Origin of the sequence: Escherichia sp. E2661, assembly GCF_004745185.1 — a bacterium.
In the GTDB taxonomy this organism is placed as follows: domain Bacteria; phylum Pseudomonadota; class Gammaproteobacteria; order Enterobacterales; family Enterobacteriaceae; genus Escherichia.
Genome location: NZ_PDIG01000021.1, coordinates 63,854 through 85,508 on the forward strand (window position 1 = coordinate 63,854; position 21,655 = coordinate 85,508).

Here is a 21,655-nt window from a genome sequence, read left to right on the forward strand (position 1 = left end):
AACGTACCACGTAGCAGGCAGCAGCATTTGTTAAGGCGTATCGAGAGGCAGTGCAATGAAAATCACCAAAATTACCACGTATCGTTTACCTCCCCGTTGGATGTTCCTGAAAATTGAAACCGATGAAGGCGTGGTCGGTTGGGGCGAGCCCGTGATCGAAGGCCGCGCCCGTACGGTTGAAGCGGCAGTTCACGAGCTGGGTGACTATTTGATTGGTCAGGATCCATCGCGCATCAACGATTTATGGCAAGTGATGTATCGCGCCGGATTTTATCGTGGCGGTCCGATCCTGATGAGCGCCATTGCCGGGATTGACCAGGCGTTATGGGATATCAAAGGCAAAGTGCTGAATGCGCCAGTCTGGCAACTGATGGGCGGCCTGGTCCGTGACAAAATCAAAGCCTACAGTTGGGTCGGTGGCGATCGTCCGGCGGATGTTATCGACGGCATTAAAACGCTACGCGAAATCGGCTTCGATACCTTCAAACTGAACGGTTGTGAAGAACTGGGGCTAATTGATAACTCCCGCGCGATAGATGCGGCAGTCAACACCGTGGCACAAATTCGTGAAGCTTTTGGCAATCAGATTGAGTTTGGTCTTGATTTCCACGGTCGCGTCAGCGCGCCGATGGCGAAAGTGCTGATTAAAGAACTGGAACCGTATCGCCCGCTGTTTATTGAAGAGCCGGTGCTGGCGGAACAAGCCGAATACTACCCGAAACTGGCGGCACAAACGCATATTCCACTGGCGGCGGGTGAGCGCATGTTCTCACGCTTCGATTTTAAACGCGTGCTGGAGGCGGGCGGTATTTCGATTCTGCAACCGGATCTCTCCCATGCAGGCGGTATTACCGAATGCTACAAAATTGCCGGAATGGCGGAAGCTTATGATGTGACCCTTGCGCCGCACTGTCCGCTCGGACCGATTGCACTGGCTGCTTGCCTGCATATCGACTTTGTTTCCTATAACGCCGTACTTCAGGAACAAAGTATGGGCATTCATTACAACAAAGGCGCGGAGTTACTCGACTTTGTGAAAAACAAAGAGGACTTCAGCATGGTTGGCGGCTTCTTTAAACCGCTAACGAAACCGGGCTTAGGCGTGGAAATCGACGAAGCTAAAGTTATTGAGTTCAGTAAAAATGCCCCGGACTGGCGTAATCCGCTCTGGCGTCATGAAGATAACAGCGTAGCAGAGTGGTAATTCCTGCCACGTAAGCCCCTCATCGGGCACTAAAACAGCAATACAAAAATATAACCCTCTGTACATTACAGGGCATGGTGAGCGGCTTCGCTATGCCCAAAATCTGGAGACAGCTCGCTATGGATATTCCCGTTAATGCAGCAAAGCCGGGGCGTCGGCGTTATCTGACGCTGGTGATGATCTTTATTACGGTGGTCATTTGTTATGTTGACCGCGCTAACCTGGCCGTGGCTTCCGCCCATATTCAGGAAGAGTTCGGCATTACGAAAGCGCAAATGGGCTATGTATTTTCGGCCTTCGCCTGGCTTTATACTTTATGTCAGATCCCCGGCGGTTGGTTTTTAGATCGCGTAGGTTCACGCGTGACTTACTTTATTGCGATATTTGGTTGGTCAGTGGCGACTTTATTCCAGGCTTTGCCACGGGATTAATGTCATTAATTGGTCTGCGCGCGATAACCGGTATTTTCGAAGCGCCCGCTTTTCCGACCAATAACCGGATGGTGACCAGCTGGTTCCCGGAACATGAACGCGCTTCCGCCGTTGGTTTTTATACTTCTGGTCAGTTTGTCGGTCTGGCGTTTTTGACTCCGCTGCTGATCTGGATTCAGGAAATGTTGAGCTGGCACTGGGTGTTCATTGTCACTGGTGGTATCGGCATTATCTGGTCGCTGATTTGGTTTAAGGTTTATCAGCCGCCGCGCCTGACCAAAGGTATCAGCAAAGCTGAACTGGATTACATTCGTGATGGCGGCGGTCTGGTGGATGGTGATGCGCCGGTGAAAAAAGAGGCACGTCAGCCGTTAACAGCCAAAGACTGGAAACTGGTGTTCCACCGTAAACTGATCGGCGTCTATCTTGGGCAATTTGCGGTGGCTTCTACACTGTGGTTTTTCTTAACCTGGTTCCCGAACTATTTAACCCAGGAAAAAGGAATCACCGCGCTGAAAGCAGGCTTTATGACCACGGTGCCATTCCTTGCGGCATTTGTCGGCGTCCTGCTCTCTGGCTGGGTCGCGGATCTGCTGGTACGTAAGGGCTTTTCACTGGGCTTTGCGCGTAAAACGCCGATTATCTGCGGCTTGCTGATCTCCACCTGCATTATGGGCGCTAACTACACCAACGATCCGATGATGATTATGTGCCTGATGGCGCTGGCATTCTTTGGCAACGGTTTTGCTTCGATTACCTGGTCGCTGGTTTCTTCTCTGGCACCGATGCGCCTGATTGGTTTAACCGGCGGCGTGTTTAACTTCGCTGGTGGTCTGGGCGGCATCACCGTTCCGCTGGTGGTGGGGTACCTGGCGCAGGGTTACGGTTTCGCACCTGCACTGGTTTATATCTCCGCCGTCGCGTTGATTGGCGCGCTCTCTTACATCCTGCTGGTGGGCGATGTGAAGCGCGTTGGCTAATCTTTCAACTGTGGAATATGCGCCATACCACTGCGCATAATCCACTTTCTTAAAGCCGGTGCGGTCAGGCATCGGCTTTTTACTATCTTGCCGAAGAGTTTTAAACGCAGTTTGCGGGTGGCGCGCCAGTAGGCGGCGTTGCTCTTCTCCGGCTGCTTCAGTAACACCGAACGCAGAATCTCTGCACTATCCAGCGCATAGCTAATTCCCTCCAGCGAGCTGGCGCTGATAAATCCCGCCGCTTCACCAATCAGAAAGGCATTGTCCTTACCGCAGACAAAATCCTGCCAGCGTGAGGGAAACAACACGGTACATTTCTCGCTTTTCACCGCCTTACCAAACTGGAACTGAAAGGCGCTCATTTTCTCTTTCAGTGCTGTGAAACGCGCCTGGCCATCTTTCATCGGATAGGCGCCGCCAAAGATAAAATAACCATCTTTGCTAATACTCCATGAGTAACAGTCAGTTATCGCATTATCAAAGATGCAGGAGTAGAACGGCACCGGATGTTTCTCTGCGAACCACTGCTGGATAGCGACATATTTACGAATTTGATGGTCCGGGTAGAGATGTCGCCGTACCATCGAGTTGGCACCATCGGCACCGACCAGAAAGCGGGCGGTAATATGCTGCTCCCAGCCGTCTGCACGAAAAATGACATGCCATTTATCATCCTCACGCCAGATTTTTCGACACAGGCTATCGTGATAAACCTCAACACTGGCGGGGATCAGCGATTTCATCCACAAGTCGAAAGCATGGCGATTAATATTGATATAGCTTCGCTGGTAGTTACGCGTGAGCGATGCGGCGACGTCGACGGTTTTGACGCTGAAAATCTGCGGGTTGGCGATCACATCGACAGGAAGCGTCAGTCCATCGCGAATAAAAGAACGCTGCGCGTCCGGTGCCAGCAGACCGCCACAAGGTTTGCTGAAACCTTCAGTACCATGCTGGTGCTTTTTATCCAGCGCGATCACCTGCATTTTGCCTGCTAACTTTCGCGCCAACGCCGACCCTGCCGGGCCGAGGCCAATAATCGCCACGTCAAAATGTTCCATCTTTTCACTCACATTCATCACGATGGCAAAAGACTAATGTCTGAAAGTGAAGTCCTTGTGAAGTATGATGGCGGGAACCGTTTTGTATCAGGACCGCGCCATGAAACAGATAACCTTTGCTCCCCGTAATCACCTGCTCACCAATACCAATACCTGGACGCCCGACAGCCAGTGGCTGGTGTTTGACGTGCGTCCTTCTGGCGCGTCGTTTACCGGTGAGACCATTGAGCGTGTGAATATCCATACCGGCGAGGTCGAGGTTATCTACCGCGCGTCACAGGGCGCGCACGTCGGCGTGGTGACCGTTCATCCGAAGTCAGAGAAGTATGTCTTCATCCACGGCCCTGAAAATCCTGATGAAACATGGCATTACGATTTCCATCATCGACGCGGCGTGGTTGTTGAAGGCGGCAAGATGAGCAATCTCGATGCAATGGATATTACCGTTCCGTACACTCCAGGGGCGTTACGCGGCGGCAGTCATGTACATGTCTTTAGCCCAAACGGTGAAAGGGTGAGTTTTACCTATAACGACCACGTGCTGCATGAACGCGATCCAGCGCTGGATTTGCGAAACGTCGGGGTGGCAGCGCCGTTTGGTCCGGTCAATGTGCAAAAGCAGCATCCGCGTGAATACAGCGGTAGCCACTGGTGCGTGCTGGTGAGTAAAACAACGCCCACGCCGCAGCCGGGCAGCGATGAAATCAATCGTGCTTATGAAGAAGGATGGGTAGGAAACCACGCTCTGGCGTTTATTGGCGATACGCTTTCGCAAAAGGGCGAGAAAGTGCCGGAGCTGTATATTGTTGAATTGCCGCAAGATGAAAACGGCTGGAAATTGCCGGGCGACGCGCCGTTAAGCGGAACGGAATCAACTCTGCCCGCGCCACCGCGTGGCGTCGTGCAGCGACGTTTAACCTTTACCCACCATCGGGCTTATCCGGGGTTAGTCAACGTCCCGCGCCACTGGGTGCGGTGTAACCCGCAAGGAACGCAAATCGCGTTTTTAATGCGTGATGATAACGGCATTGTGCAACTGTGGCTTATCTCGCCACAGGGCGGCGAACCGCGCCAGTTAACCCATAACAAAACGGATATTCCGTCAGCATTCAACTGGCATCCATCGGGAGAATGGCTGGGCGTTGTGCTGGATAACCGTATTGCCTGCGTACACGCGCAAAGCGGTGAAGTTGAGTATTTAACCGAAAATCACGCCAACCCACCTTCGGCGGACGCGGTGGTCTTCTCGCCGGATGGTCAATGGCTGGCGTGGATGGAAGCCGGCCAGTTGTGGATAACCAAAACTGGCCGCTAAATCAGTTCACGGGCATTCTGGCTGGTGGAATGACGGCATTGATGGCTTGCGCGTCGGCTTCGCTTTTTTCCACGCGCGAGCGCACTGAACTGTCTTTGCGGAACGCATCCCATGGCAGAAGTAGCGTATCCATGACTGCGGTAAATGGCATATCGAGAATTGCCAGCGATTTGGTTCCCCAGTTTGTTGTGTCATCACCAATCATGGTGGCACTGGCGCGGGTGCCGGGATACGTTCCCTCCTTCCCCCCGGTATGGGACATTACGCTGGAGCATCCTCCGAGTAATGCCATTCCGCTGCATATCATGAACGCTAACAACACATTTCTTATCATAATAAATTCATCTGTTGATCGTGGGTGTTGGCATGATGTGTTATAGCGATCCCTTGCTGAAAATAACATCATCATTACGTCGCACTGTGGCGGCTATCGCACTTTAACGTTTCGTGCTGCCCCCCAGTCTATGCAATAGACCACAAACTGCAAAAAAAAAGTCCGTCGAAAAAGACTTGAAAAGTGCATATCCAGACCCATTTTTATACCGTAGCCAATGAGAACACGCCTGATGGGTGTTCTGGCTATCCGACCTGTCCATTGTGGAAGGTCTTACATTCTCGCTGATTTCAGGAGCTATTAATTATGCGTAACTTTGATTTATCCCCGCTTTACCGTTCTGCTATTGGATTTGATCGTTTGTTTAACCACTTAGAAAACAACCAGAGCCAGAGTAATGGCGGCTACCCTCCGTACAATGTTGAACTGGTAGACGAAAACCATTACCGCATTGCTATCGCGGTGGCTGGCTTTGCCGAAAGTGAACTGGAAATTACCGCCCAGGACAATCTGCTGGTGGTGAAAGGTGCTCACGCCGACGAACAAAAAGAGCGCACCTATCTGTACCAGGGCATCGCTGAACGCAACTTTGAACGTAAATTCCAGTTAGCTGAGAACATTCATGTTCGTGGCGCTAACCTGGTGAACGGTCTGCTGTATATCGATCTCGAACGCGTGATTCCGGAAGCGAAAAAACCGCGCCGTATCGAAATCAACTAATTCCCTAAGGCCGCAGTGCGCGGCCTGACATTTGATGCTCGCCGTCAGGGAGCATATGCGAATCTTCGGATTTGCAGGTACTTACTCGCTTCTTAGAAGGAGAAATGACTATGCGTAACTTCGATTTATCCCCACTGATGCGTCAATGGATCGGTTTTGACAAACTGGCCAACGCACTGCAAAACGCCGGTGAAGGCCAGAGCTTCCCGCCGTACAACATTGAGAAAAGCGACGATAACCACTACCGCATTACCCTTGCGCTGGCAGGTTTTCGTCAGGAAGATTTAGAGATTCAACTGGAAGGAACGCGCCTGAGCGTAAAAGGCACGCCGGAGCAGCCAAAAGAAGAGAAGAAATGGCTGCACCAAGGGCTTATGAATCAGCCGTTTAGCCTGAGCTTTACACTGGCTGAAAATATGGAAGTCTCTGGCGCAACCTTCGTTAATGGTTTACTGCATATTGATTTAATTCGTAATGAGCCTGAACCCATCGCAGCGCAGCGTATCGCTATCAGCGAACGTCCCGCGTTAAATAGCTAATTAGCTATTCTCTTTGCCCCCGCCAGTTTGGTGGGGCTTTTTTTGCCTGCAATCTTCAACAATGTTTTAATTTTCGCCAATTTAAGATGTTCCGGCACTTTCTTTACCGTGATAATGTGCGCCATAAGGCAAATCTGCTTCACCGATTCAGCCATAATCCATAGCAATTAAAATGTTATTTCAAGAGAAATGGACGATGAGTGATATAGCATTAACGGTCAGTATTCTGGCTTTGGTGGCGGTCGTCGGGTTGTTTATCGGCAACGTCAAGTTTCGCGGTGTTGGATTGGGCATTGGCGGCGTGCTGTTCGGTGGGATCATCGTCGGCCATTTTGTTTCACAGGCGGGGATGACATTAAGCAGCGACATGCTGCATGTTATCCAGGAATTTGGTCTGATCCTGTTCGTTTATACTATCGGTATTCAGGTGGGGCCGGGCTTCTTTGCCTCGTTGCGTGTCTCCGGATTACGCCTCAATTTGTTTGCTGTTTTGGTTGTCATCCTCGGTGGTCTGGTCACCGCCATCCTGCATAAACTTTTCGATATTCCACTTCCCGTGGTACTGGGGATTTTCTCCGGCGCGGTCACCAATACGCCTGCGCTGGGGGCAGGGCAGCAGATCTTGCGTGACCTGGGGACACCGATGGAGATGGTCGATCAAATGGGGATGAGCTATGCGATGGCGTATCCATTTGGGATTTGCGGCATTTTGTTCACTATGTGGATGCTGCGGGTTATTTTCCGCGTCAATGTTGAGACTGAGGCGTTGCAACACGAGTCCACGCGGACTAACGGTAGCGTGCTGATCAGGACCATTAACATCCGTGTTGATAACCCTAACTTACATAATTTAGCGATTAAAGATGTACCGATTCTCAATGGCGATAAAGTTATCTGCTCGCGATTGAAACGAGAGGAAACCCTCAAAGTACCTTCTCCGGAAACCATTATTCAGTTGGGCGATTTGCTTCATCTGGTGGGACAGCCTGCGGATTTACATAATGCGCAATTGGTGATTGGTCAGGAAGTGGATACCTCGCTGTCGACGAAAGGCACCGATCTGCGTGTCGAACGCGTGGTGGTCACCAATGAGAATGTGCTTGGTAAACGTATTCGCGACCTGCACTTTAAGGAGCGCTATGACGTCGTTATTTCGCGCCTGAACCGTGCTGGCGTTGAATTAGTTGCAAGTAGCGATATTAGCCTGCAATTTGGCGATATTCTCAACCTGGTTGGACGCCCGTCCGCGATTGATGCCGTTGCTAATGTATTAGGTAATGCGCAGCAAAAATTGCAACAGGTACAAATGTTACCGGTGTTTATTGGTATTGGGCTTGGCGTATTGTTGGGCTCCATTCCGGTGTTTGTGCCTGGATTCCCGGCTGCGTTGAAGTTGGGGCTGGCGGGTGGTCCGCTGATTATGGCGCTGATCCTCGGGCGTATCGGCAGCATTGGTAAGCTTTACTGGTTTATGCCGCCAAGTGCCAACCTGGCGCTGCGCGAACTGGGTATCGTACTGTTTCTCTCGGTAGTTGGCCTGAAATCCGGCGGCGATTTTATCCATACACTGGTGGATGGCGAAGGGTTAAGCTGGATAGGCTATGGCGCATTGATTACTGCAATTCCGCTGATCACGGCCGGCATTCTGGCGCGGATGTTAGTCAAAATGAATTATCTCACGATGTGCGGGATGCTCGCGGGCTCAATGACCGATCCTCCGGCGCTGGCGTTTGCCAATAATCTTCATCCTACCAGTGGTGCGGCAGCGCTCTCTTACGCCACGGTGTATCCGTTAGTCATGTTCCTGCGCATTATCACACCGCAGTTACTGGCGGTGCTTTTCTGGAGTATCGGCTAACTCCTTTTTGGGTGGAGTTACCGTCAATGGTACTCCACCAGGTATTCACAATGCATTTCTGAACATTACCGCGTTGCTTAAACCAGTGAACCGCCGGTCAGGAAGGAAAAGATAAGGAATATCAGCAAAATGCTGCACACGATGCCGATACCAAAAAGCAAGGTATGGAAAGCCAGCGTCCCGCCGCCAAATACCAATGCGCCTCGAATGCCCCAGCGATTTTCCTTACGCATACCGCCAACAAATGCGCAGAGTAGCGCGGCAATGGCCAGTGCGATACCGCCTTGATCGAGGATTTTATCGACATCAACCGTCTCTTTTTTCTCTACCGTAGTAATTTTTTCACCTTTTATTCCGGCGAGAAGACCTCTTTTAATTTCAGCCGTTTTGTCTGCCACGATGCTTTCCAGCGTTGGTGGTGGCGCGGCAAAAGGGCCGAATGAAAAGTGGATAATACCCATCAATAAAGCGATAGCACCGAACAGCATGCCCAGTGAACTGCTTTTATTTTGCGCTATGATACCCATCAGACCTCCTTGTAGTGGATGGCAAAAGCATATCAGGAAACGGGTGGACGAAAATTCTTAAAAATAACCGCTAAAGGCAGAGCGTTAGTGAAAGTGCAAAGGAGCAACAATGAAAATTTCTCGCCTTGGAGAAGCGCCTGATTACCGCTTTTCGTTGGCTAATGAACGTACATTTCTGGCATGGATCCGTACCGCGTTGGGATTTCTGGCGGCGGGCGTCGGGTTGGATCAACTTGCGCCAGACTTCGCCACGCCCGTCATTCGTGAGCTGCTGGCGTTATTGTTGTGCCTGTTTTCCGGCGGATTAGCGATGTATGGCTATCTGCGCTGGTTACGCAATGAAAAAGCGATGCGTCTGAAAGAGGACTTACCCTATACCAACAGCTTATTAATCATCAGTTTAATATTGATGATCGTAGCGGTAATAGTCATGGGGCTGGTGCTGTATGCCGGATAGTCGCAAAGCCAGACGCATTGCTGATCCCGGACTTCAGCCAGAACGGACATCGTTGGCGTGGTTTCGCACCATGCTGGGCTATGGCGCGCTGATGGCGCTGGCAATTAAACACAACTGGCATCAGGCCGGCGCGTTGTTCTGGATTTCTATTGGCATCCTCGCCATTGTGGCATTAATACTTTGGCGCTATACCCGTAATCGTAATTTAATGGATGTGACTAATAGTGATTTTTCTCAATTTAACGTAATCCGTGACAAATTTATGATCTCCCTCGCGGTGTTATCTCTTGCAATACTGTTTGCTGTAACGCATATACATCAACTAATCGTATTGATTGAGAGAGTCGCATGACAGGAAGTCAGGTTGTAAATGCTGAAGAGGACAGGCATAAACTGGTTGTAGAGTATAAAGATGCGCTACAACCTGCCGATTTTTATCAGAATTTCAAACAGCGGGGTCTTCGCTCCGTGCAAATTATTCCCCATATAGAATTTGATGACCGGGGCGAGCTGACAGCTTCTTCGGTGACGGCTGAACTGTGGGGGCAATTTTTAATCGCTCTGTTCGAGCATTGGGTGCGTGCAGATATTGGTCGTATATCAGTCGAACTTTTTGACGCCACGCTGCAAAAATGGTGCGGGAGCGAAAACGTACAACTTCGGCGGGAGTGTCAGGTGTGCGACTGGCATCGCTTGTGCCGGCATTCCCAGGAGGATTCTCCTGGCAACGTGCTTTGTGTTGGCTATCAAGCTTTTTATTCCCACTCTGCGCCGCACATGCGGGTGATGCGTGACCTGATAAAGCAGCATCGTTCTCCCATGGAGTTGATGACGATGCTGCGGTGACGTGAGCTTAAACAGGCTGCCCCTGATGCGACATCCGCGTCGCCAGCGGTAGCCAGCACAGCACGATCAACAATCCCATTAAGGTCATCAACAACCCCAGGCTGCTCTGACCGGTTTGCGGCAGCATCGCGGAGAGCGACGCCAGCACGCCGGAACCAATGTTTTGCAGGCCGCCGACCAGCGCACCAGCCGTGCCAGCCAGGAAGGGGAATGGCTCCATTGCGCCACTGGTTGCGAGCGGAAACAGCATCCCGGCACCGAAAAAGAACAGCGCGGCGGGAACGAGCAACGTCCAGACATTCATCACGCTAAACCAGCCGGGGATCCACATCATCATTCCTGCCAACAGGCAGCAGATAACCGACTGCCACATTAACGTAGAGAAGCGTTTATTCGGTCGACCAGCAAACCATGCGCCGAAGAATGCCGCTGGAATTGGCAGAATAAACAAAATACTGACTGTCATACTGCTTAACCCTAACACTGCACCCATCAACACACCGGAACAGGCTTCGAAAGCGGCAATCCCTGCCAGACCACCAATTAACATCAGCAAATAGCAGTTAAAGCTGCCATTGCCAAAGAGTGTTTTATAACTGGTGAGCAGGCGCGTACGCGGCGCATCGACAGGGCGTGTTTCCGGCATCCAGCGCGCCATGCTGAACGTCACACTGGCACAAAGCACCAGTAAAAACAGATAACAGGCCCGCCAGCTCCACAGGGTATTCAGCAGGCCGCCAATGAGTGGTGCGAGCAACGGACTTACGAGAATCCCCATATTTAACATGCTATTAGCGTGACGAAGCTGTGTCCGTTCATATAAATCACGCGGCAATGTACGCGCCATTACGCCGCCGACCCCGGTCCCCATCCCCTGAATCGCACTGGCGGCAATTAACACCGTCAGGCTGGAAGTGGTGACTGCCACCAGTGTCGCCAACATAAAAATGGACATTCCGACGAGGATCACCGGGCGGCGTCCCACTCTGTCGGAAATTGGGCCATAAAATAGTTGTGAGATACCGTAGGTCAGCAGATAAGCGCCCATTACGCTCTGCACCGCCCCTTCACGGACGTTGAGATCTTGTGCCATATCGGCAATAGCAGGAATATAAATAGTTTGTGCCATCTGACCGACGGCCACGAGTAATACCAACATCAATAATAAATTGACGTTTCTATGCCTTTTCATTATCACGGACGCTTTTAAAAATATATTTAGAATAAGTTACTACGCATTCGAATAAATGCAGGAGAGGAATCTATCACATTGATAAATGTTAGCCAGATATATATACGGAATGATGAATAACAAAACGGCAGAAAATATAAACAACAGCGGCAATAAATGTTGCCGGAAGGACTTTGGCTTAAATAAATACTGTGGGCCGGATAAGATGCGTCAGCATCGCATACGACACCAATCTGCCAGCAGAATATGAAAGGGGAGCGGTTTCCCGCTCCCCTTTAGTGCGGCTTGAATCTGAATCACTTCAGGTATTTCAGAACAGCATCAAGCAGTTGCAGTGCAGCAACAATGAGTTTGAGGATAAGAATGGCAATATCCACCAGGCTCATACGCGTCTCCTGTGGTTCAGGAGCACTGCCAGCTGACGTACCTTTCCGCTGCCTGTTGCCAGCTGTTGCGCACGCAGCTTCTTAAGAAGAAACGTTGTGCTTGTTGACATAACACAGTGTGCTCACGCGGGGTTAAGGCGCTGACGGCACCACCCGTTTCAGCCAGGACTTAGTGCGCCGGGTAACGATGCGGCCCCGCATAACACATTGCGTACAGTGATATTATAGAATTATACTGTATAAATAAACAGTAAAAATTAGACAAAATCAAAACTGTGATCGATACTCAATTATGCGCTAAATAAGTCAAAATTCGTGCCGAAATTGCGCGTTCTGCGCGGAACACGTATACTTTCAGTGTTGACATAACACAGTGTGCTTTGCGGTTACCAGCCGCGGGCGACTGACAAAACCTCGCTCCGGCGGGGTTTTTTGTTACCTGCGTTTCAGTACAAAACGTGATCGACTCCCCAATTATTCCTTGATGAAAAATTTTCCATTGTCTCCCCTGTAAAGCTGTGCTTGTATAAATATTGTTAAACACAAAACCAACAAGGTCCCCAATGATTACTTCCATGCTCAACGCGAAACTACTACCAACTGCGCCATCCGCCGCAGTGGTCGTCGTGCGTGTGGTGGTGGTCGTCGGCAATGCGCCGTAGGGACTGGAACAACACACGATTCCAAAACCCCGCCGGCGCAAACCGGGCGGGTTTTTTCGTTTAAACACCTCCCGGAAAGTCGGCCCAGAAGAAAAGGACTGGAGCATGGCAAGTTCGGGCACAACATCGACACGTAAGCGCTTTACCGGCGCAGAATTTATCGTTCATTTCCTGGAACAGCAGGGCATTAAGATTGTGACGGGGATTCCGGGCGGTTCGATTCTCCCTGTTTACGACGCCTTAAGCCAAAGCACGCAAATCCGCCATATTCTGGCCCGTCATGAACAGGGCGCGGGCTTTATCGCCCAGGGAATGGCGCGTACCGACGGCAAACCGGCGGTCTGTATGGCCTGTAGCGGGCCGGGTGCGACTAACCTGGTGACTGCCATTGCCGATGCGCGGCTGGACTCCATTCCGCTGATTTGCATCACCGGCCAGGTTCCCGCCTCGATGATCGGCACCGACGCCTTCCAGGAAGTGGACACCTACGGCATCTCTATCCCCATCACCAAACACAACTATCTGGTCAGACATATCGAAGAACTCCCGCAGGTCATGAGCGATGCCTTCCGCATTGCGCAATCAGGCCGCCCTGGCCCGGTGTGGATAGACATTCCTAAGGATGTACAAACGGCGGTTTTTGAAATTGAAGAACAGCCCGCGGCGGCAGAAAAAGCCGCCGCGCCCGCCTTTAGCGAAGAAAGCATTCGTGACGCTGCGGCAATGATTAACGCCGCCAAACGCCCGGTGCTTTATCTGGGGGGCGGTGTCATTAACGCGCCCGCGCGGGTGCGTGAACTGGCTGAGAAAGCGCAGCTGCCCACCACCATGACCTTAATGGCGCTGGGCATGTTGCCAAAAGCACATCCGCTGTCGCTGGGCATGCTGGGGATGCACGGCGTGCGCAGCACCAACTATATCTTGCAGGAGGCGGACCTGCTGATTGTTCTCGGTGCGCGTTTTGATGACCGGGCAATTGGCAAAACTGAAGAGTTCTGCCCGAATGCCAAAATTATTCATGTGGATATCGACCGCGCGGAGCTGGGTAAAGTTAAGCAACCGCACGTGGCGATTCAGGCGGATGTTGATGATGTGCTGGCGCAGCTGATCCCGCAGGTGGAAGCCCAGCCGCGTACAGAGTGGCACCAACTGGTGGCGGATTTGCAGCGCGAGTTCCCGTGTCCTATTCCGAAAGCGTGCGATCCATTAACACATTACGGGCTGATTAATGCCGTTGCCGCCTGTGTCGATGACAACGCGATTATCACCACCGACGTGGGTCAGCATCAGATGTGGACAGCGCAGGCTTATCCGCTCAATCGACCACGTCAGTGGCTGACTTCTGGTGGGCTGGGAACGATGGGCTTCGGTTTACCCGCAGCGATAGGTGCGGCGCTGGCTAACCCGGATCGCAAAGTGTTGTGTTTTTCCGGCGACGGTAGCCTGATGATGAATATTCAGGAGATGGCGACCGCCAGTGAAAACCAGCTGGATGTCAAAATCATCCTGATGAATAACGAAGCACTGGGACTGGTGCATCAGCAACAGAGTCTGTTCTACAAGCAGGGGGTTTTTGCCGCTACCTATCCGGGAAAAATCAACTTTATGCAAATCGCTGCCGGGTTCGGCCTCGAAACCTGCGATTTGAATAATGAAACCGATCCGCAGGCGGCATTACAGGAAATTATCAATCGCCCTGGTCCGGCGCTGATCCACGTACGCATTGATGCCGAAGAAAAAGTGTACCCAATGGTGCCGCCAGGCGCGGCAAATACTGAAATGGTGGGGGAATAAGCCATGCAAAACACAACTCATGACAACGTGATTCTGGAACTCACCGTTCGCAACCATCCGGGCGTAATGACCCACGTTTGTGGGCTTTTTGCCCGTCGCGCTTTTAACGTCGAAGGCATTCTTTGTCTGCCGATTCAGAACAGTGATAAAAGCCACATTTGGCTCCTGGTCAATGACGACCAGCGACTGGAACAAATGATAAGCCAAATCGACAAACTGGAGGATGTGGTGAAAGTGCAGCGTAATCAGTCTGACCCGACAATGTTTAACAAGATAGCCGTATTTTTTCAGTAACCGCTCAAGGCTTGAACAGCGGCGCGCTTATCGTTAAGGTAAGCGCGTTTTTTTTTACCCGCCAGGACAAGACCATGATAACCGTTGCCCTTATAGACGATCACCTTATCGTCCGCTCCGGCTTTGCGCAGCTGCTGGGGCTGGAACCTGATTTGCAGGTAGTTGCCGAGTTTGGTTCCGGGCGTGAGGCGCTGACTGGCTTGCCTGGGCGCGGTGTTCAGGTGTGTATTTGCGATATCTCAATGCCGGATATTTCTGGGCTGGAGCTGTTAAGCCAGCTACCGAAAGGTATGGCGACAATTATGCTCTCCGTTCACGACAGTCCGGCGCTGGTTGAACAGGCGCTTAACGCGGGGGCGCGCGGCTTTCTCTCTAAACGCTGTAGCCCGGACGAGCTGATCGCTGCCGTGCATACGGTTGCAACTGGCGGCTGTTATCTGACGCCGGATATCGCTATTAAACTGGCATCTGGTCGTCAGGACCCGCTAACCAAACGTGAACGCCAGGTGGCAGAAAAACTGGCGCAAGGGATGGCGGTGAAAGAGATTGCCGCCGAACTGGGGTTGTCGCCAAAAACTGTGCATGTACATCGTGCCAATCTGATGGAAAAACTGGGCGTCAGCAACGACGTTGAACTGGCGCGCCGCATGTTTGATGGCTGGTGATGAAGACATTTTTCTCCCGCTTAAATACTGTAGTTTCCTGCTTTTTTATCTTCTCTGCCGCATGGTTTTGCCTGTGGAGTATCAGCCTGCACCTGGTTGAACGACCGGATCTGGCGGTATTGCTGTTTCCGTTCGGTCTGCGACTGGGGCTGATGTTGCAATGCCCGCGCAGATACTGGCTGGTGCTGATGGGCGCAGAATGGCTGCTGATTTACTGGCTGACGCAGGCGGTTGGGTTAACGCATGAACCGTTATTGATGATCGGTAGTTTGCTGACGTTACTTCCTGTGGCGTTGATTTCCCGTTATCGCCACCAGCGCGACTGGCGCACGTTGCTGTTACAGGGCGCGGCACTGACGGCGGCGGCGTTATTACAGTCGTCACCCTGGCTTTGGCATGGGTACGGAAACGAGCCCTGGAACGCCCTACTGATGACCTTAACCGGCGGCCTGACGCTGGCCCCCATTTGCCTGGTGTTCTGGCACTATCTGGCGAATAACACCTGGCTGCCGCTGGGGCCATCGCTGGTTTCCCAGCCGATCAACTGGCGTGGGCGGCATCTGGTCTGGTATTTGCTGTTGTTTGTTATCAGCCTGTGGTTGCAACTGGGGCTGCCGAACGAACTTTCGCGCTTTACCCCGTTTTGTCTGGCGCTGCCGATTATCGCCCTGGCCTGGCACTATGGCTGGCAAGGGGCGCTGATTGCGACGCTGATGAACGCCATCGCGCTGATCGCCAGTCAAACCTGGCGCGATCATCCGGTCGATTTATTGCTTTCGCTGCTGGTGCAAAGCCTCACTGGCCTGTTACTGGGCGCAGGCATCCAGCGGTTGCGTGAACTTAACCAGTCGCTGCAAAAGGAACTGGCGCGTAATCAACATCTTGCCGAGCGGTTGCTTGAAACCGAAGAGAGTGTGCGTCGCGACGTAGCGCGTGAACTGCACGATGATATCGGCCAGACCATCACTGCCATTCGTACTCAGGCTGGCATTGTCCAGCGGCTGGCGGCGGATAACGCCAGTGTGAAACAGAGCGGACAGCTCATCGAACAACTGTCGCTGGGCGTTTACGACGCGGTTCGCCGCTTGTTAGGGCGGTTACGTCCGCGCCAGTTGGATGATCTGACCCTGGAGCAGGCCATCCGTTCATTGATGCGGGAAATGGAGCTGGAAGGGCGCGGCATTGTCAGTCATCTCGAATGGCGGATAGATGAATCAGCGCTAAGTGAGAACCAGCGCGTAACCCTATTTCGTATCTGTCAGGAGGGGCTGAACAACATTGTGAAACATGCAGATGCCAGTGCGGTTATCCTGCAAGGCTGGCAGCAGGATGAGCGTTTAATGCTGGTGATTGAAGACGATGGTAGTGGTCTGCCGCCAGGTTCCGGGCAGCAAGGTTTTGGCCTCACCGGAATGCGCGAGCGCGTCACCGCGCTGGGCGGCACCTTGACCATCTCCTGCCTGCACGGCACGCGTGTCAGTGTCTCTCTACCTCAACGTTATGTTTAAGGCTTGATGATGTTGCCGTTTCTGAAAGCGCCTGCCGACGCACCGCTGATCAGCGATAAAAGTGAAATTGATGCTCGCTACCGCTACTGGCGTCGGCATATTTTGCTGACCATCTGGCTGGGCTATGCGCTGTTTTACTTCACGCGTAAAAGTTTTAACGCCGCCGTACCAGAAATCCTTGCCAACGGCGTGCTCAGTCGTAGCGACATCGGCCTGTTAGCAACGCTGTTTTACATTACCTACGGCGTATCGAAATTTGTCTCCGGCATTGTCAGTGACCGCTCTAATGCCCGTTATTTTATGGGGATTGGGCTTATCGCCACTGGCATCATCAACATTCTGTTTGGCTTCTCCACCTCGTTGTGGGCGTTTGCCGTGCTGTGGGTGCTGAACGCCTTTTTCCAGGGCTGGGGTTCGCCGGTTTGTGCGCGTCTGTTGACTGCCTGGTATTCTCGTACCGAGCGCGGCGGTTGGTGGGCGCTATGGAATACGGCGCATAACGTCGGCGGCGCATTGATCCCCATCGTGATGGCCGCTGCTGCAGTGCATTATGGCTGGCGTGCCGGGATGATGATTGCCGGTTGTATGGCGATAGTCGTGGGGATTTTTCTTTGTTGGCGGCTGCGCGATCGCCCGCAGGCGTTAGGTTTACCGGCGGTCGGAGAATGGCGGCACGATGCGCTGGAAATCGCCCAACAACAAGAAGGGGCGGGGCTGACGCGTAAAGAGATCCTCACCAAATATGTGTTGCTGAATCCGTATATCTGGCTGCTTTCGTTCTGTTATGTGCTGGTCTATGTGGTTCGTGCGGCGATCAATGACTGGGGCAACCTGTATATGTCCGAGACGCTGGGCGTCGATCTGGTCACGGCGAATACGGCAGTAACGATGTTTGAACTGGGTGGGTTTATCGGTGCGCTGGTTGCAGGTTGGGGCTCGGACAAACTGTTTAACGGCAACCGTGGGCCGATGAATTTGATTTTTGCTGCGGGGATTTTGCTTTCCGTCGGCTCGCTGTGGTTGATGCCATTTGCCAGCTACGTGATGCAGGCAACCTGCTTCTTCACCATTGGTTTTTTGTCTTTGGCCCGCAGATGTTAATCGGTATGGCAGCGGCAGAGTGTTCCCACAAAGAGGCGGCAGGTGCGGCGACGGGGTTTGTCGGCTTGTTTGCTTATCTGGGGGCGTCGCTTGCCGGTTGGCCGCTGGCGAAAGTGCTGGATACCTGGCACTGGAGTGGTTTTTCGTGGTTATCGCCATTGCCGCCGGGGTCTCGGCACTGTTGTTACTGCCCTTTTTGAACGCCCAGGCTCCACGCGAAGCGTGATGCATCTCACTTTTCTACCTCATATCCGGCAAAACTAAGAAATTTTCCTGGTTTTGCCTGGACGCTATCTCAAGCCTGATTTGCTGCAGGTTTTTACAATGCCATCATTCGTTAATTCTTTCCCCAAATAATTCAAGTTGCAGGAGCGCGAGCAGCTAAGGCACCTGCGGCCTGAAGTATGAAGGGAAATCAGGAGTAACCCATGCTGGCTTTCTTAAACCAGGTTCGCAAGCCGACCCTGGATCTTCCGCTCGAAGTGCGGCGCAAAATGTGGTTCAAACCGTTCATGCAATCCTATCTGGTGGTCTTTATTGGCTACCTGACGATGTACCTGATTCGCAAGAACTTCAACATCGCACAGAATGACATGATCTCGACCTACGGGTTGAGCATGACGCAGCTGGGGATGATTGGCCTGGGCTTCTCCATCACTTACGGCGTGGGTAAAACGCTGGTTTCCTACTACGCCGACGGCAAAAATACCAAACAATTCCTGCCGTTCATGCTGATCCTGTCTGCTATTTGTATGCTGGGCTTCAGCGCCAGCATGGGCAGCGGCTCGGTTAGCCTGTTCCTGATGATTGCCTTCTACGCCTTAAGCGGCTTTTTCCAGAGTACCGGCGGTTCGTGCAGTTACTCCACGATTACCAAATGGACGCCGCGTCGTAAGCGCGGGACCTTCCTCGGTTTCTGGAACATTTCCCACAACCTCGGCGGCGCGGGGGCGGCGGGTGTGGCGCTATTCGGCGCAAATTACCTGTTCGACGGTCACGTGATCGGCATGTTTATCTTCCCGTCGATTATCGCGTTGATTGTCGGTTTTATCGGTCTGCGTTACGGCAGCGACTCCCCTGAAGCGTATGGTCTTGGCAAAGCTGAAGAACTATTCGGTGAAGAGATCAGCGAAGAGGACAAAGAGACGGAATCCACCGACATGACCAAGTGGCAGATCTTTGTCGAATATGTTTTGAAAAACAAAGTGATCTGGCTGCTGTGCTTCGCCAACATCTTCCTGTACGTGGTACGCATTGGTATCGACCAGTGGTCAACCGTGTACGCTTTTCAGGAACTGAAACTTTCTAAATCGGTGGCGATTCAGGGCTTTACGCTGTTTGAAGCCGGTGCTCTGGTTGGCACGCTGCTGTGGGGCTGGCTCTCTGACCTGGCGAACGGGCGCCGTGGCCTGGTGGCGTGTGTTGCACTGGCGCTGATTATCGCCACGCTTGGTGTGTATCAACACGCCAGCAACCAATATATCTATCTGGCTTCTCTCTTTGCATTAGGTTTCCTGGTATTTGGTCCGCAACTGTTGATTGGCGTGGCGGCTGTTGGCTTCGTACCGAAAAAAGCGATCGGCGCTGCCGATGGGATTAAAGGCACTTTCGCCTACCTGATTGGTGACAGCTTTGCCAAATTAGGTCTGGGAATGATTGCCGATGGTACGCCAGTGTTCGGCCTCACCGGCTGGGCTGGCACCTTCGCCGCACTGGATATCGCCGCTATTGGCTGTATCTGCCTGATGGCGATAGTCGCGGTGATGGAAGAACGAAAAATCCGCCGCGAGAAAAAAATTCAGCAGTTGACAGTGGCATAAACGTAACTGGTGACTTTTGCCCGGCATGACGCCGGGCTTTTTTTTATTATTCCGTGACTTCCAGGGTGGTGAAGGCAAACTTCTCGCCATCAAATAGCCCCTGACTGGTCAGTTTCAATGCGGGGATCACCGGCAGGGAAAGAAACGCCATCTGAATAAACGGTTCGTCGGGTAACGGACCACATTCACGGGCAGCGACTTTTAACGCGTCAATTTGCTCTGCCAGCGACTGCGCCGTGTCGGTACTCATCAGCCCGGCAATGGGCAACGGCAGATGACTCTGTACCTGGCCGTTACGGACCACGCACAGCCCGCCGCCATCCTGAATCACCTGATTGACCGCCAGCGCCATCTCTTCTGCGCTACGACCGATCACCACAATATTATGGCTGTCATGGCTGACTGTCGCCGCCAGCGCGCCTTCATTCAGGCCAAAGCCGCCGAGCAAACCACAGGCCGGAGCCAGACGTTGCCCGTAACGCTCAAGTACGGCAATAAAGCACACATCATCGCGATCAAAACCATTTTCGCTGTAGACGCTGGAGCGGGAGTGCGTGATCAGTTCGTTATGGATGACATCAATGACGCGATAGCGTTTTCCGGGGGTAAATTGCAGGGCAAAGTCGCTGGCGGAAACTGGCTGGCGATCAATGGTATTGCCATATGGCGGGGCGGATTGTGCCAGTCTCGCCGACTCTTCTGCCTGTAAGGTTTGTGCGTCAATCGGTTCGCCTTTCACCAGTACCTGTTGCACTGTGACTTTACGCGCGTCACTTAACAGGACAATGTCGGCCTGCTTGCCGGGAGCCAGTAAACCGAGGTGATTCAGACCAAAATGGCGTGCCGTCGACCAGCTGGCGACGCGATATGCCACATGCAGCGGCACATTGTGTTGTTCAATCAGGCGGCGAATTAAGGCGTCGATATGCCCTTCGTGAGCGATTTCCCACGGGTTACGGTCATCAGTACAAAGCATGCACTGTGGGCTGTTAAATTCGGTGATCAACGGAGCCAGCGCGTTGAGATTGCGGGCAGCGGACCCTTCGCGGATCATCAACGACATGCCGAGTTGTAATTTCCGACGGCCTTCTTCCAGCTGATAACTTTCGTGGCAGTTTTCAATACCCGCGGCAATATAGGCGTTAAGTTCTTTACCGCTTAGACCGGGGCAGTGACCATCCAGAGTCAGATGGCGAAAGGCGTCCAGTTTATCGAGCAGCGCGTTTTGTCCGCTAATTACGCCAGGGTAGTCCATCATTTCTGCAAGGCCGGTAACCTGCGGATGGTCGCGCCAGGCGAGCATCTGTTCGAGGGTAAAACTGGCACCGTTAACATCGCAGCCTTCCAGGGCGGGTACGCAAGAGCTGACCTGCAAATACTGGTTTTGCTTTGCCTGTTCGGCACAGCGAGCAAACCAGGCAAACCCGGCTTCGCCCATCACGTTGACGATTTCATGAGGATCGCAAATAACAGTCGTCAGGCCGCGTGGCAGAGTGGCGGTTTCAAAGGTGACTGGGGTCATCATGCTGGATTCAATATGCAGGTGAGCATCAATAAACCCCGGTACTGCCGTTGCGCCGTGGGCGTCAATTCGGCGCGAAGCCGGAGCATCAGCGTATTCTGCGCCGACACCGGCAATGTAACGTCCTTTAATCACGATTGGGCCGGGAATTTCTCCGCCATTGATCAGATCCAGAATAGAGACATTATCAATAATATAATCGGCAGCGGCTTCGCCACGGGAAACGGCTAACAATTCCTGGTATTCTACCCGACTAATGTGATGAAATTTATGGCTAATAGAATTGTTCATATTTTTTCTCATTTTGATTTTATCAATTTGATTATTATTTATCATAAAGAAACGTCGCGAGATTATTAAAGAATATCCATTAATGTGCAATTGAAATGTGATAATTATCACTGAACCGTTGTTGTCATTTGTTTTACAAAAGCAAAGG

The 21,655-nt window shown here is 52.3% G+C and carries 20 protein-coding genes, 2 pseudogenes and 1 other annotated feature; of the genes and pseudogenes, 16 read left to right on the forward strand and 6 right to left on the reverse strand.

Annotated features, from left to right (window positions below; genetic code table 11):
• Positions 1–55 precede the first annotated feature (55 nt).
• Positions 56–1,204: a galactonate dehydratase gene (gene dgoD / locus CRI63_RS11820; RefSeq protein ID WP_016262709.1), complete on the forward strand. Its 1,149-nt coding sequence runs from the start codon at positions 56–58 to the stop codon at positions 1,202–1,204.
• 74 nt (positions 1,205–1,278) lie between these two features.
• Positions 1,279–2,615: pseudogene (locus CRI63_RS11825) on the forward strand (MFS transporter).
• Here the strand turns inward: CRI63_RS11825 and cbrA are convergent.
• Positions 2,612–3,676, reverse strand: a complete 1,065-nt coding sequence (gene cbrA, locus CRI63_RS11830; protein ID WP_135519627.1) for a colicin M resistance lipid reductase CbrA — start codon at positions 3,674–3,676, stop codon at positions 2,612–2,614. The pseudogene CRI63_RS11825 and the gene cbrA overlap by 4 nt on opposite strands.
• Positions 3,677–3,776: 100 nt before the next feature.
• On the opposite strand from cbrA, the gene CRI63_RS11835 reads away from it, so the two are divergent.
• Positions 3,777–4,991 carry a DUF3748 domain-containing protein gene (locus tag CRI63_RS11835; RefSeq protein WP_205713411.1) on the forward strand — a complete coding sequence of 405 codons (1,215 nt, stop codon included), beginning with the start codon at positions 3,777–3,779 and terminating at the stop codon, positions 4,989–4,991.
• A gap of 1 nt (position 4,992) precedes the next feature.
• Here the strand turns inward: CRI63_RS11835 and CRI63_RS11840 are convergent, their stop codons facing one another.
• Positions 4,993–5,325: a YceK/YidQ family lipoprotein gene (locus CRI63_RS11840; protein ID WP_130215114.1), complete on the reverse strand. Its 333-nt coding sequence runs from the start codon at positions 5,323–5,325 to the stop codon at positions 4,993–4,995.
• Positions 5,326–5,565: 240 nt separating this feature from the next.
• Positions 5,566–5,638: a sequence feature (ROSE (Repression Of Heat Shock gene Expression) occurs in the 5'-region of heat shock genes and acts as an RNA thermometer to modulate expression.), on the forward strand.
• On the opposite strand from CRI63_RS11840, the gene ibpA reads away from it, so the two are divergent.
• The 3 genes from ibpA (at position 5,632) to CRI63_RS11855 (ending at position 8,442) form a co-directional block, all read left to right on the forward strand.
• Entirely contained in the window at positions 5,632–6,045 is a 414-nt protein-coding gene (gene ibpA / locus CRI63_RS11845) for a small heat shock chaperone IbpA (RefSeq protein WP_001243437.1), read from the forward strand. It overlaps the preceding feature by 7 nt.
• 110 nt (positions 6,046–6,155) lie before the next feature.
• Complete coding sequence (ibpB, locus tag CRI63_RS11850) at positions 6,156–6,584, forward strand: small heat shock chaperone IbpB (protein WP_001243425.1); 429 nt, start codon at positions 6,156–6,158, stop codon at positions 6,582–6,584.
• Between the two features lie 196 nt (positions 6,585–6,780).
• Positions 6,781–8,442, forward strand: coding sequence for a putative transporter (locus CRI63_RS11855; RefSeq protein WP_130206782.1), 1,662 nt, complete (start codon positions 6,781–6,783; stop codon positions 8,440–8,442).
• 77 nt (positions 8,443–8,519) lie between these two features.
• Here the strand turns inward: CRI63_RS11855 and yidI are convergent, their stop codons facing one another.
• Positions 8,520–8,969: a protein YidI gene (gene yidI, locus CRI63_RS11860; protein ID WP_130206780.1), complete on the reverse strand. Its 450-nt coding sequence runs from the start codon at positions 8,967–8,969 to the stop codon at positions 8,520–8,522.
• Positions 8,970–9,078: 109 nt separating this feature from the next.
• Between yidI and CRI63_RS11865 the strand changes: the two genes are divergently transcribed.
• Genes CRI63_RS11865 through CRI63_RS11875 form a run of 3 tightly spaced genes read left to right on the forward strand, consistent with a single transcriptional unit; the run spans position 9,079 to position 10,272 of the window.
• Positions 9,079–9,426: a YidH family protein gene (locus tag CRI63_RS11865; protein WP_000703955.1), complete on the forward strand. Its 348-nt coding sequence runs from the start codon at positions 9,079–9,081 to the stop codon at positions 9,424–9,426.
• On the forward strand, positions 9,416–9,778 hold the full coding sequence (locus CRI63_RS11870) for a DUF202 domain-containing protein (RefSeq protein WP_130206779.1): 363 nt from the start codon (positions 9,416–9,418) through the stop codon (positions 9,776–9,778). The genes CRI63_RS11865 and CRI63_RS11870 overlap by 11 nt, the downstream gene beginning before the upstream one ends.
• Positions 9,775–10,272 carry a radical SAM protein gene (locus CRI63_RS11875; protein WP_135403715.1) on the forward strand — a complete coding sequence of 166 codons (498 nt, stop codon included), beginning with the start codon at positions 9,775–9,777 and terminating at the stop codon, positions 10,270–10,272. The genes CRI63_RS11870 and CRI63_RS11875 overlap by 4 nt, the downstream gene beginning before the upstream one ends.
• Positions 10,273–10,279: 7 nt before the next feature.
• Here the strand turns inward: CRI63_RS11875 and emrD are convergent, their stop codons facing one another.
• Complete coding sequence (gene emrD, locus CRI63_RS11880; protein WP_130215120.1) at positions 10,280–11,464, reverse strand: multidrug efflux MFS transporter EmrD; 1,185 nt, start codon at positions 11,462–11,464, stop codon at positions 10,280–10,282.
• Positions 11,465–11,760: 296 nt separating this feature from the next.
• Positions 11,761–11,850, reverse strand: coding sequence for a type I toxin-antitoxin system toxin TisB (tisB, locus tag CRI63_RS11885; protein ID WP_000060506.1), 90 nt, complete (start codon positions 11,848–11,850; stop codon positions 11,761–11,763).
• Positions 11,851–12,413: 563 nt separating this feature from the next.
• Here tisB and ivbL point away from each other — a divergent pair.
• The 7 genes and pseudogenes from ivbL to uhpT all read left to right on the forward strand — a co-directional run bounded on the left by ivbL (position 12,414) and on the right by uhpT (position 19,694).
• Positions 12,414–12,512 (forward strand): ilvB operon leader peptide IvbL, encoded by a 99-nt coding sequence (ivbL, locus tag CRI63_RS11890; protein WP_130215122.1) that lies wholly within the window; start codon positions 12,414–12,416, stop codon positions 12,510–12,512.
• Between the two features lie 105 nt (positions 12,513–12,617).
• Complete coding sequence (gene ilvB / locus CRI63_RS11895; protein ID WP_135519629.1) at positions 12,618–14,306, forward strand: acetolactate synthase large subunit; 1,689 nt, start codon at positions 12,618–12,620, stop codon at positions 14,304–14,306.
• Positions 14,307–14,309: 3 nt separating this feature from the next.
• Entirely contained in the window at positions 14,310–14,600 is a 291-nt protein-coding gene (ilvN, locus tag CRI63_RS11900) for an acetolactate synthase small subunit (RefSeq protein ID WP_104920000.1), read from the forward strand.
• Between the two features lie 74 nt (positions 14,601–14,674).
• Positions 14,675–15,265, forward strand: a complete 591-nt coding sequence (gene uhpA, locus CRI63_RS11905; RefSeq protein ID WP_047612689.1) for a transcriptional regulator UhpA — start codon at positions 14,675–14,677, stop codon at positions 15,263–15,265.
• Entirely contained in the window at positions 15,265–16,773 is a 1,509-nt protein-coding gene (gene uhpB / locus CRI63_RS11910) for a signal transduction histidine-protein kinase/phosphatase UhpB (RefSeq protein ID WP_130222490.1), read from the forward strand. The genes uhpA and uhpB overlap by 1 nt, the downstream gene beginning before the upstream one ends.
• Before the next feature lie 9 nt (positions 16,774–16,782).
• Positions 16,783–18,100: pseudogene (uhpC, locus tag CRI63_RS11915) on the forward strand (MFS transporter family glucose-6-phosphate receptor UhpC).
• 202 nt (positions 18,101–18,302) lie between these two features.
• Positions 18,303–19,694, forward strand: a complete 1,392-nt coding sequence (gene uhpT, locus CRI63_RS11920) for a hexose-6-phosphate:phosphate antiporter (protein WP_130206773.1) — start codon at positions 18,303–18,305, stop codon at positions 19,692–19,694.
• A 46-nt stretch (positions 19,695–19,740) separates the two neighbouring features.
• Here the strand turns inward: uhpT and adeD are convergent, their stop codons facing one another.
• Positions 19,741–21,507 (reverse strand): adenine deaminase, encoded by a 1,767-nt coding sequence (gene adeD, locus CRI63_RS11925; RefSeq protein ID WP_135519632.1) that lies wholly within the window; start codon positions 21,505–21,507, stop codon positions 19,741–19,743.
• Between the last annotated feature and the right edge of the window lie 148 nt (positions 21,508–21,655).

Excerpts from the sequence above, each read along its gene's own strand:
- dgoD (WP_016262709.1), top strand. The coding sequence starts at position 56 with ATGAAAATCACCAAAATTACCACGTATCGTTTACCTCCCCGTTGGATG.
- cbrA (WP_135519627.1), bottom strand. The coding sequence starts at position 3,676 with ATGGAACATTTTGACGTGGCGATTATTGGCCTCGGCCCGGCAGGGTCG.
- CRI63_RS11835 (WP_205713411.1), top strand. The coding sequence starts at position 3,777 with ATGAAACAGATAACCTTTGCTCCCCGTAATCACCTGCTCACCAATACC.
- CRI63_RS11840 (WP_130215114.1), bottom strand. The coding sequence starts at position 5,325 with ATGATAAGAAATGTGTTGTTAGCGTTCATGATATGCAGCGGAATGGCA.
- ibpA (WP_001243437.1), top strand. The coding sequence starts at position 5,632 with ATGCGTAACTTTGATTTATCCCCGCTTTACCGTTCTGCTATTGGATTT.
- ibpB (WP_001243425.1), top strand. The coding sequence starts at position 6,156 with ATGCGTAACTTCGATTTATCCCCACTGATGCGTCAATGGATCGGTTTT.
- CRI63_RS11855 (WP_130206782.1), top strand. The coding sequence starts at position 6,781 with ATGAGTGATATAGCATTAACGGTCAGTATTCTGGCTTTGGTGGCGGTC.
- yidI (WP_130206780.1), bottom strand. The coding sequence starts at position 8,969 with ATGGGTATCATAGCGCAAAATAAAAGCAGTTCACTGGGCATGCTGTTC.
- CRI63_RS11865 (WP_000703955.1), top strand. The coding sequence starts at position 9,079 with ATGAAAATTTCTCGCCTTGGAGAAGCGCCTGATTACCGCTTTTCGTTG.
- CRI63_RS11870 (WP_130206779.1), top strand. The coding sequence starts at position 9,416 with ATGCCGGATAGTCGCAAAGCCAGACGCATTGCTGATCCCGGACTTCAG.
- CRI63_RS11875 (WP_135403715.1), top strand. The coding sequence starts at position 9,775 with ATGACAGGAAGTCAGGTTGTAAATGCTGAAGAGGACAGGCATAAACTG.
- emrD (WP_130215120.1), bottom strand. The coding sequence starts at position 11,464 with ATGAAAAGGCATAGAAACGTCAATTTATTATTGATGTTGGTATTACTC.
- tisB (WP_000060506.1), bottom strand. The coding sequence starts at position 11,850 with ATGAGCCTGGTGGATATTGCCATTCTTATCCTCAAACTCATTGTTGCT.
- ivbL (WP_130215122.1), top strand. The coding sequence starts at position 12,414 with ATGATTACTTCCATGCTCAACGCGAAACTACTACCAACTGCGCCATCC.
- ilvB (WP_135519629.1), top strand. The coding sequence starts at position 12,618 with ATGGCAAGTTCGGGCACAACATCGACACGTAAGCGCTTTACCGGCGCA.
- ilvN (WP_104920000.1), top strand. The coding sequence starts at position 14,310 with ATGCAAAACACAACTCATGACAACGTGATTCTGGAACTCACCGTTCGC.
- uhpA (WP_047612689.1), top strand. The coding sequence starts at position 14,675 with ATGATAACCGTTGCCCTTATAGACGATCACCTTATCGTCCGCTCCGGC.
- uhpB (WP_130222490.1), top strand. The coding sequence starts at position 15,265 with ATGAAGACATTTTTCTCCCGCTTAAATACTGTAGTTTCCTGCTTTTTT.
- uhpT (WP_130206773.1), top strand. The coding sequence starts at position 18,303 with ATGCTGGCTTTCTTAAACCAGGTTCGCAAGCCGACCCTGGATCTTCCG.
- adeD (WP_135519632.1), bottom strand. The coding sequence starts at position 21,507 with ATGAACAATTCTATTAGCCATAAATTTCATCACATTAGTCGGGTAGAA.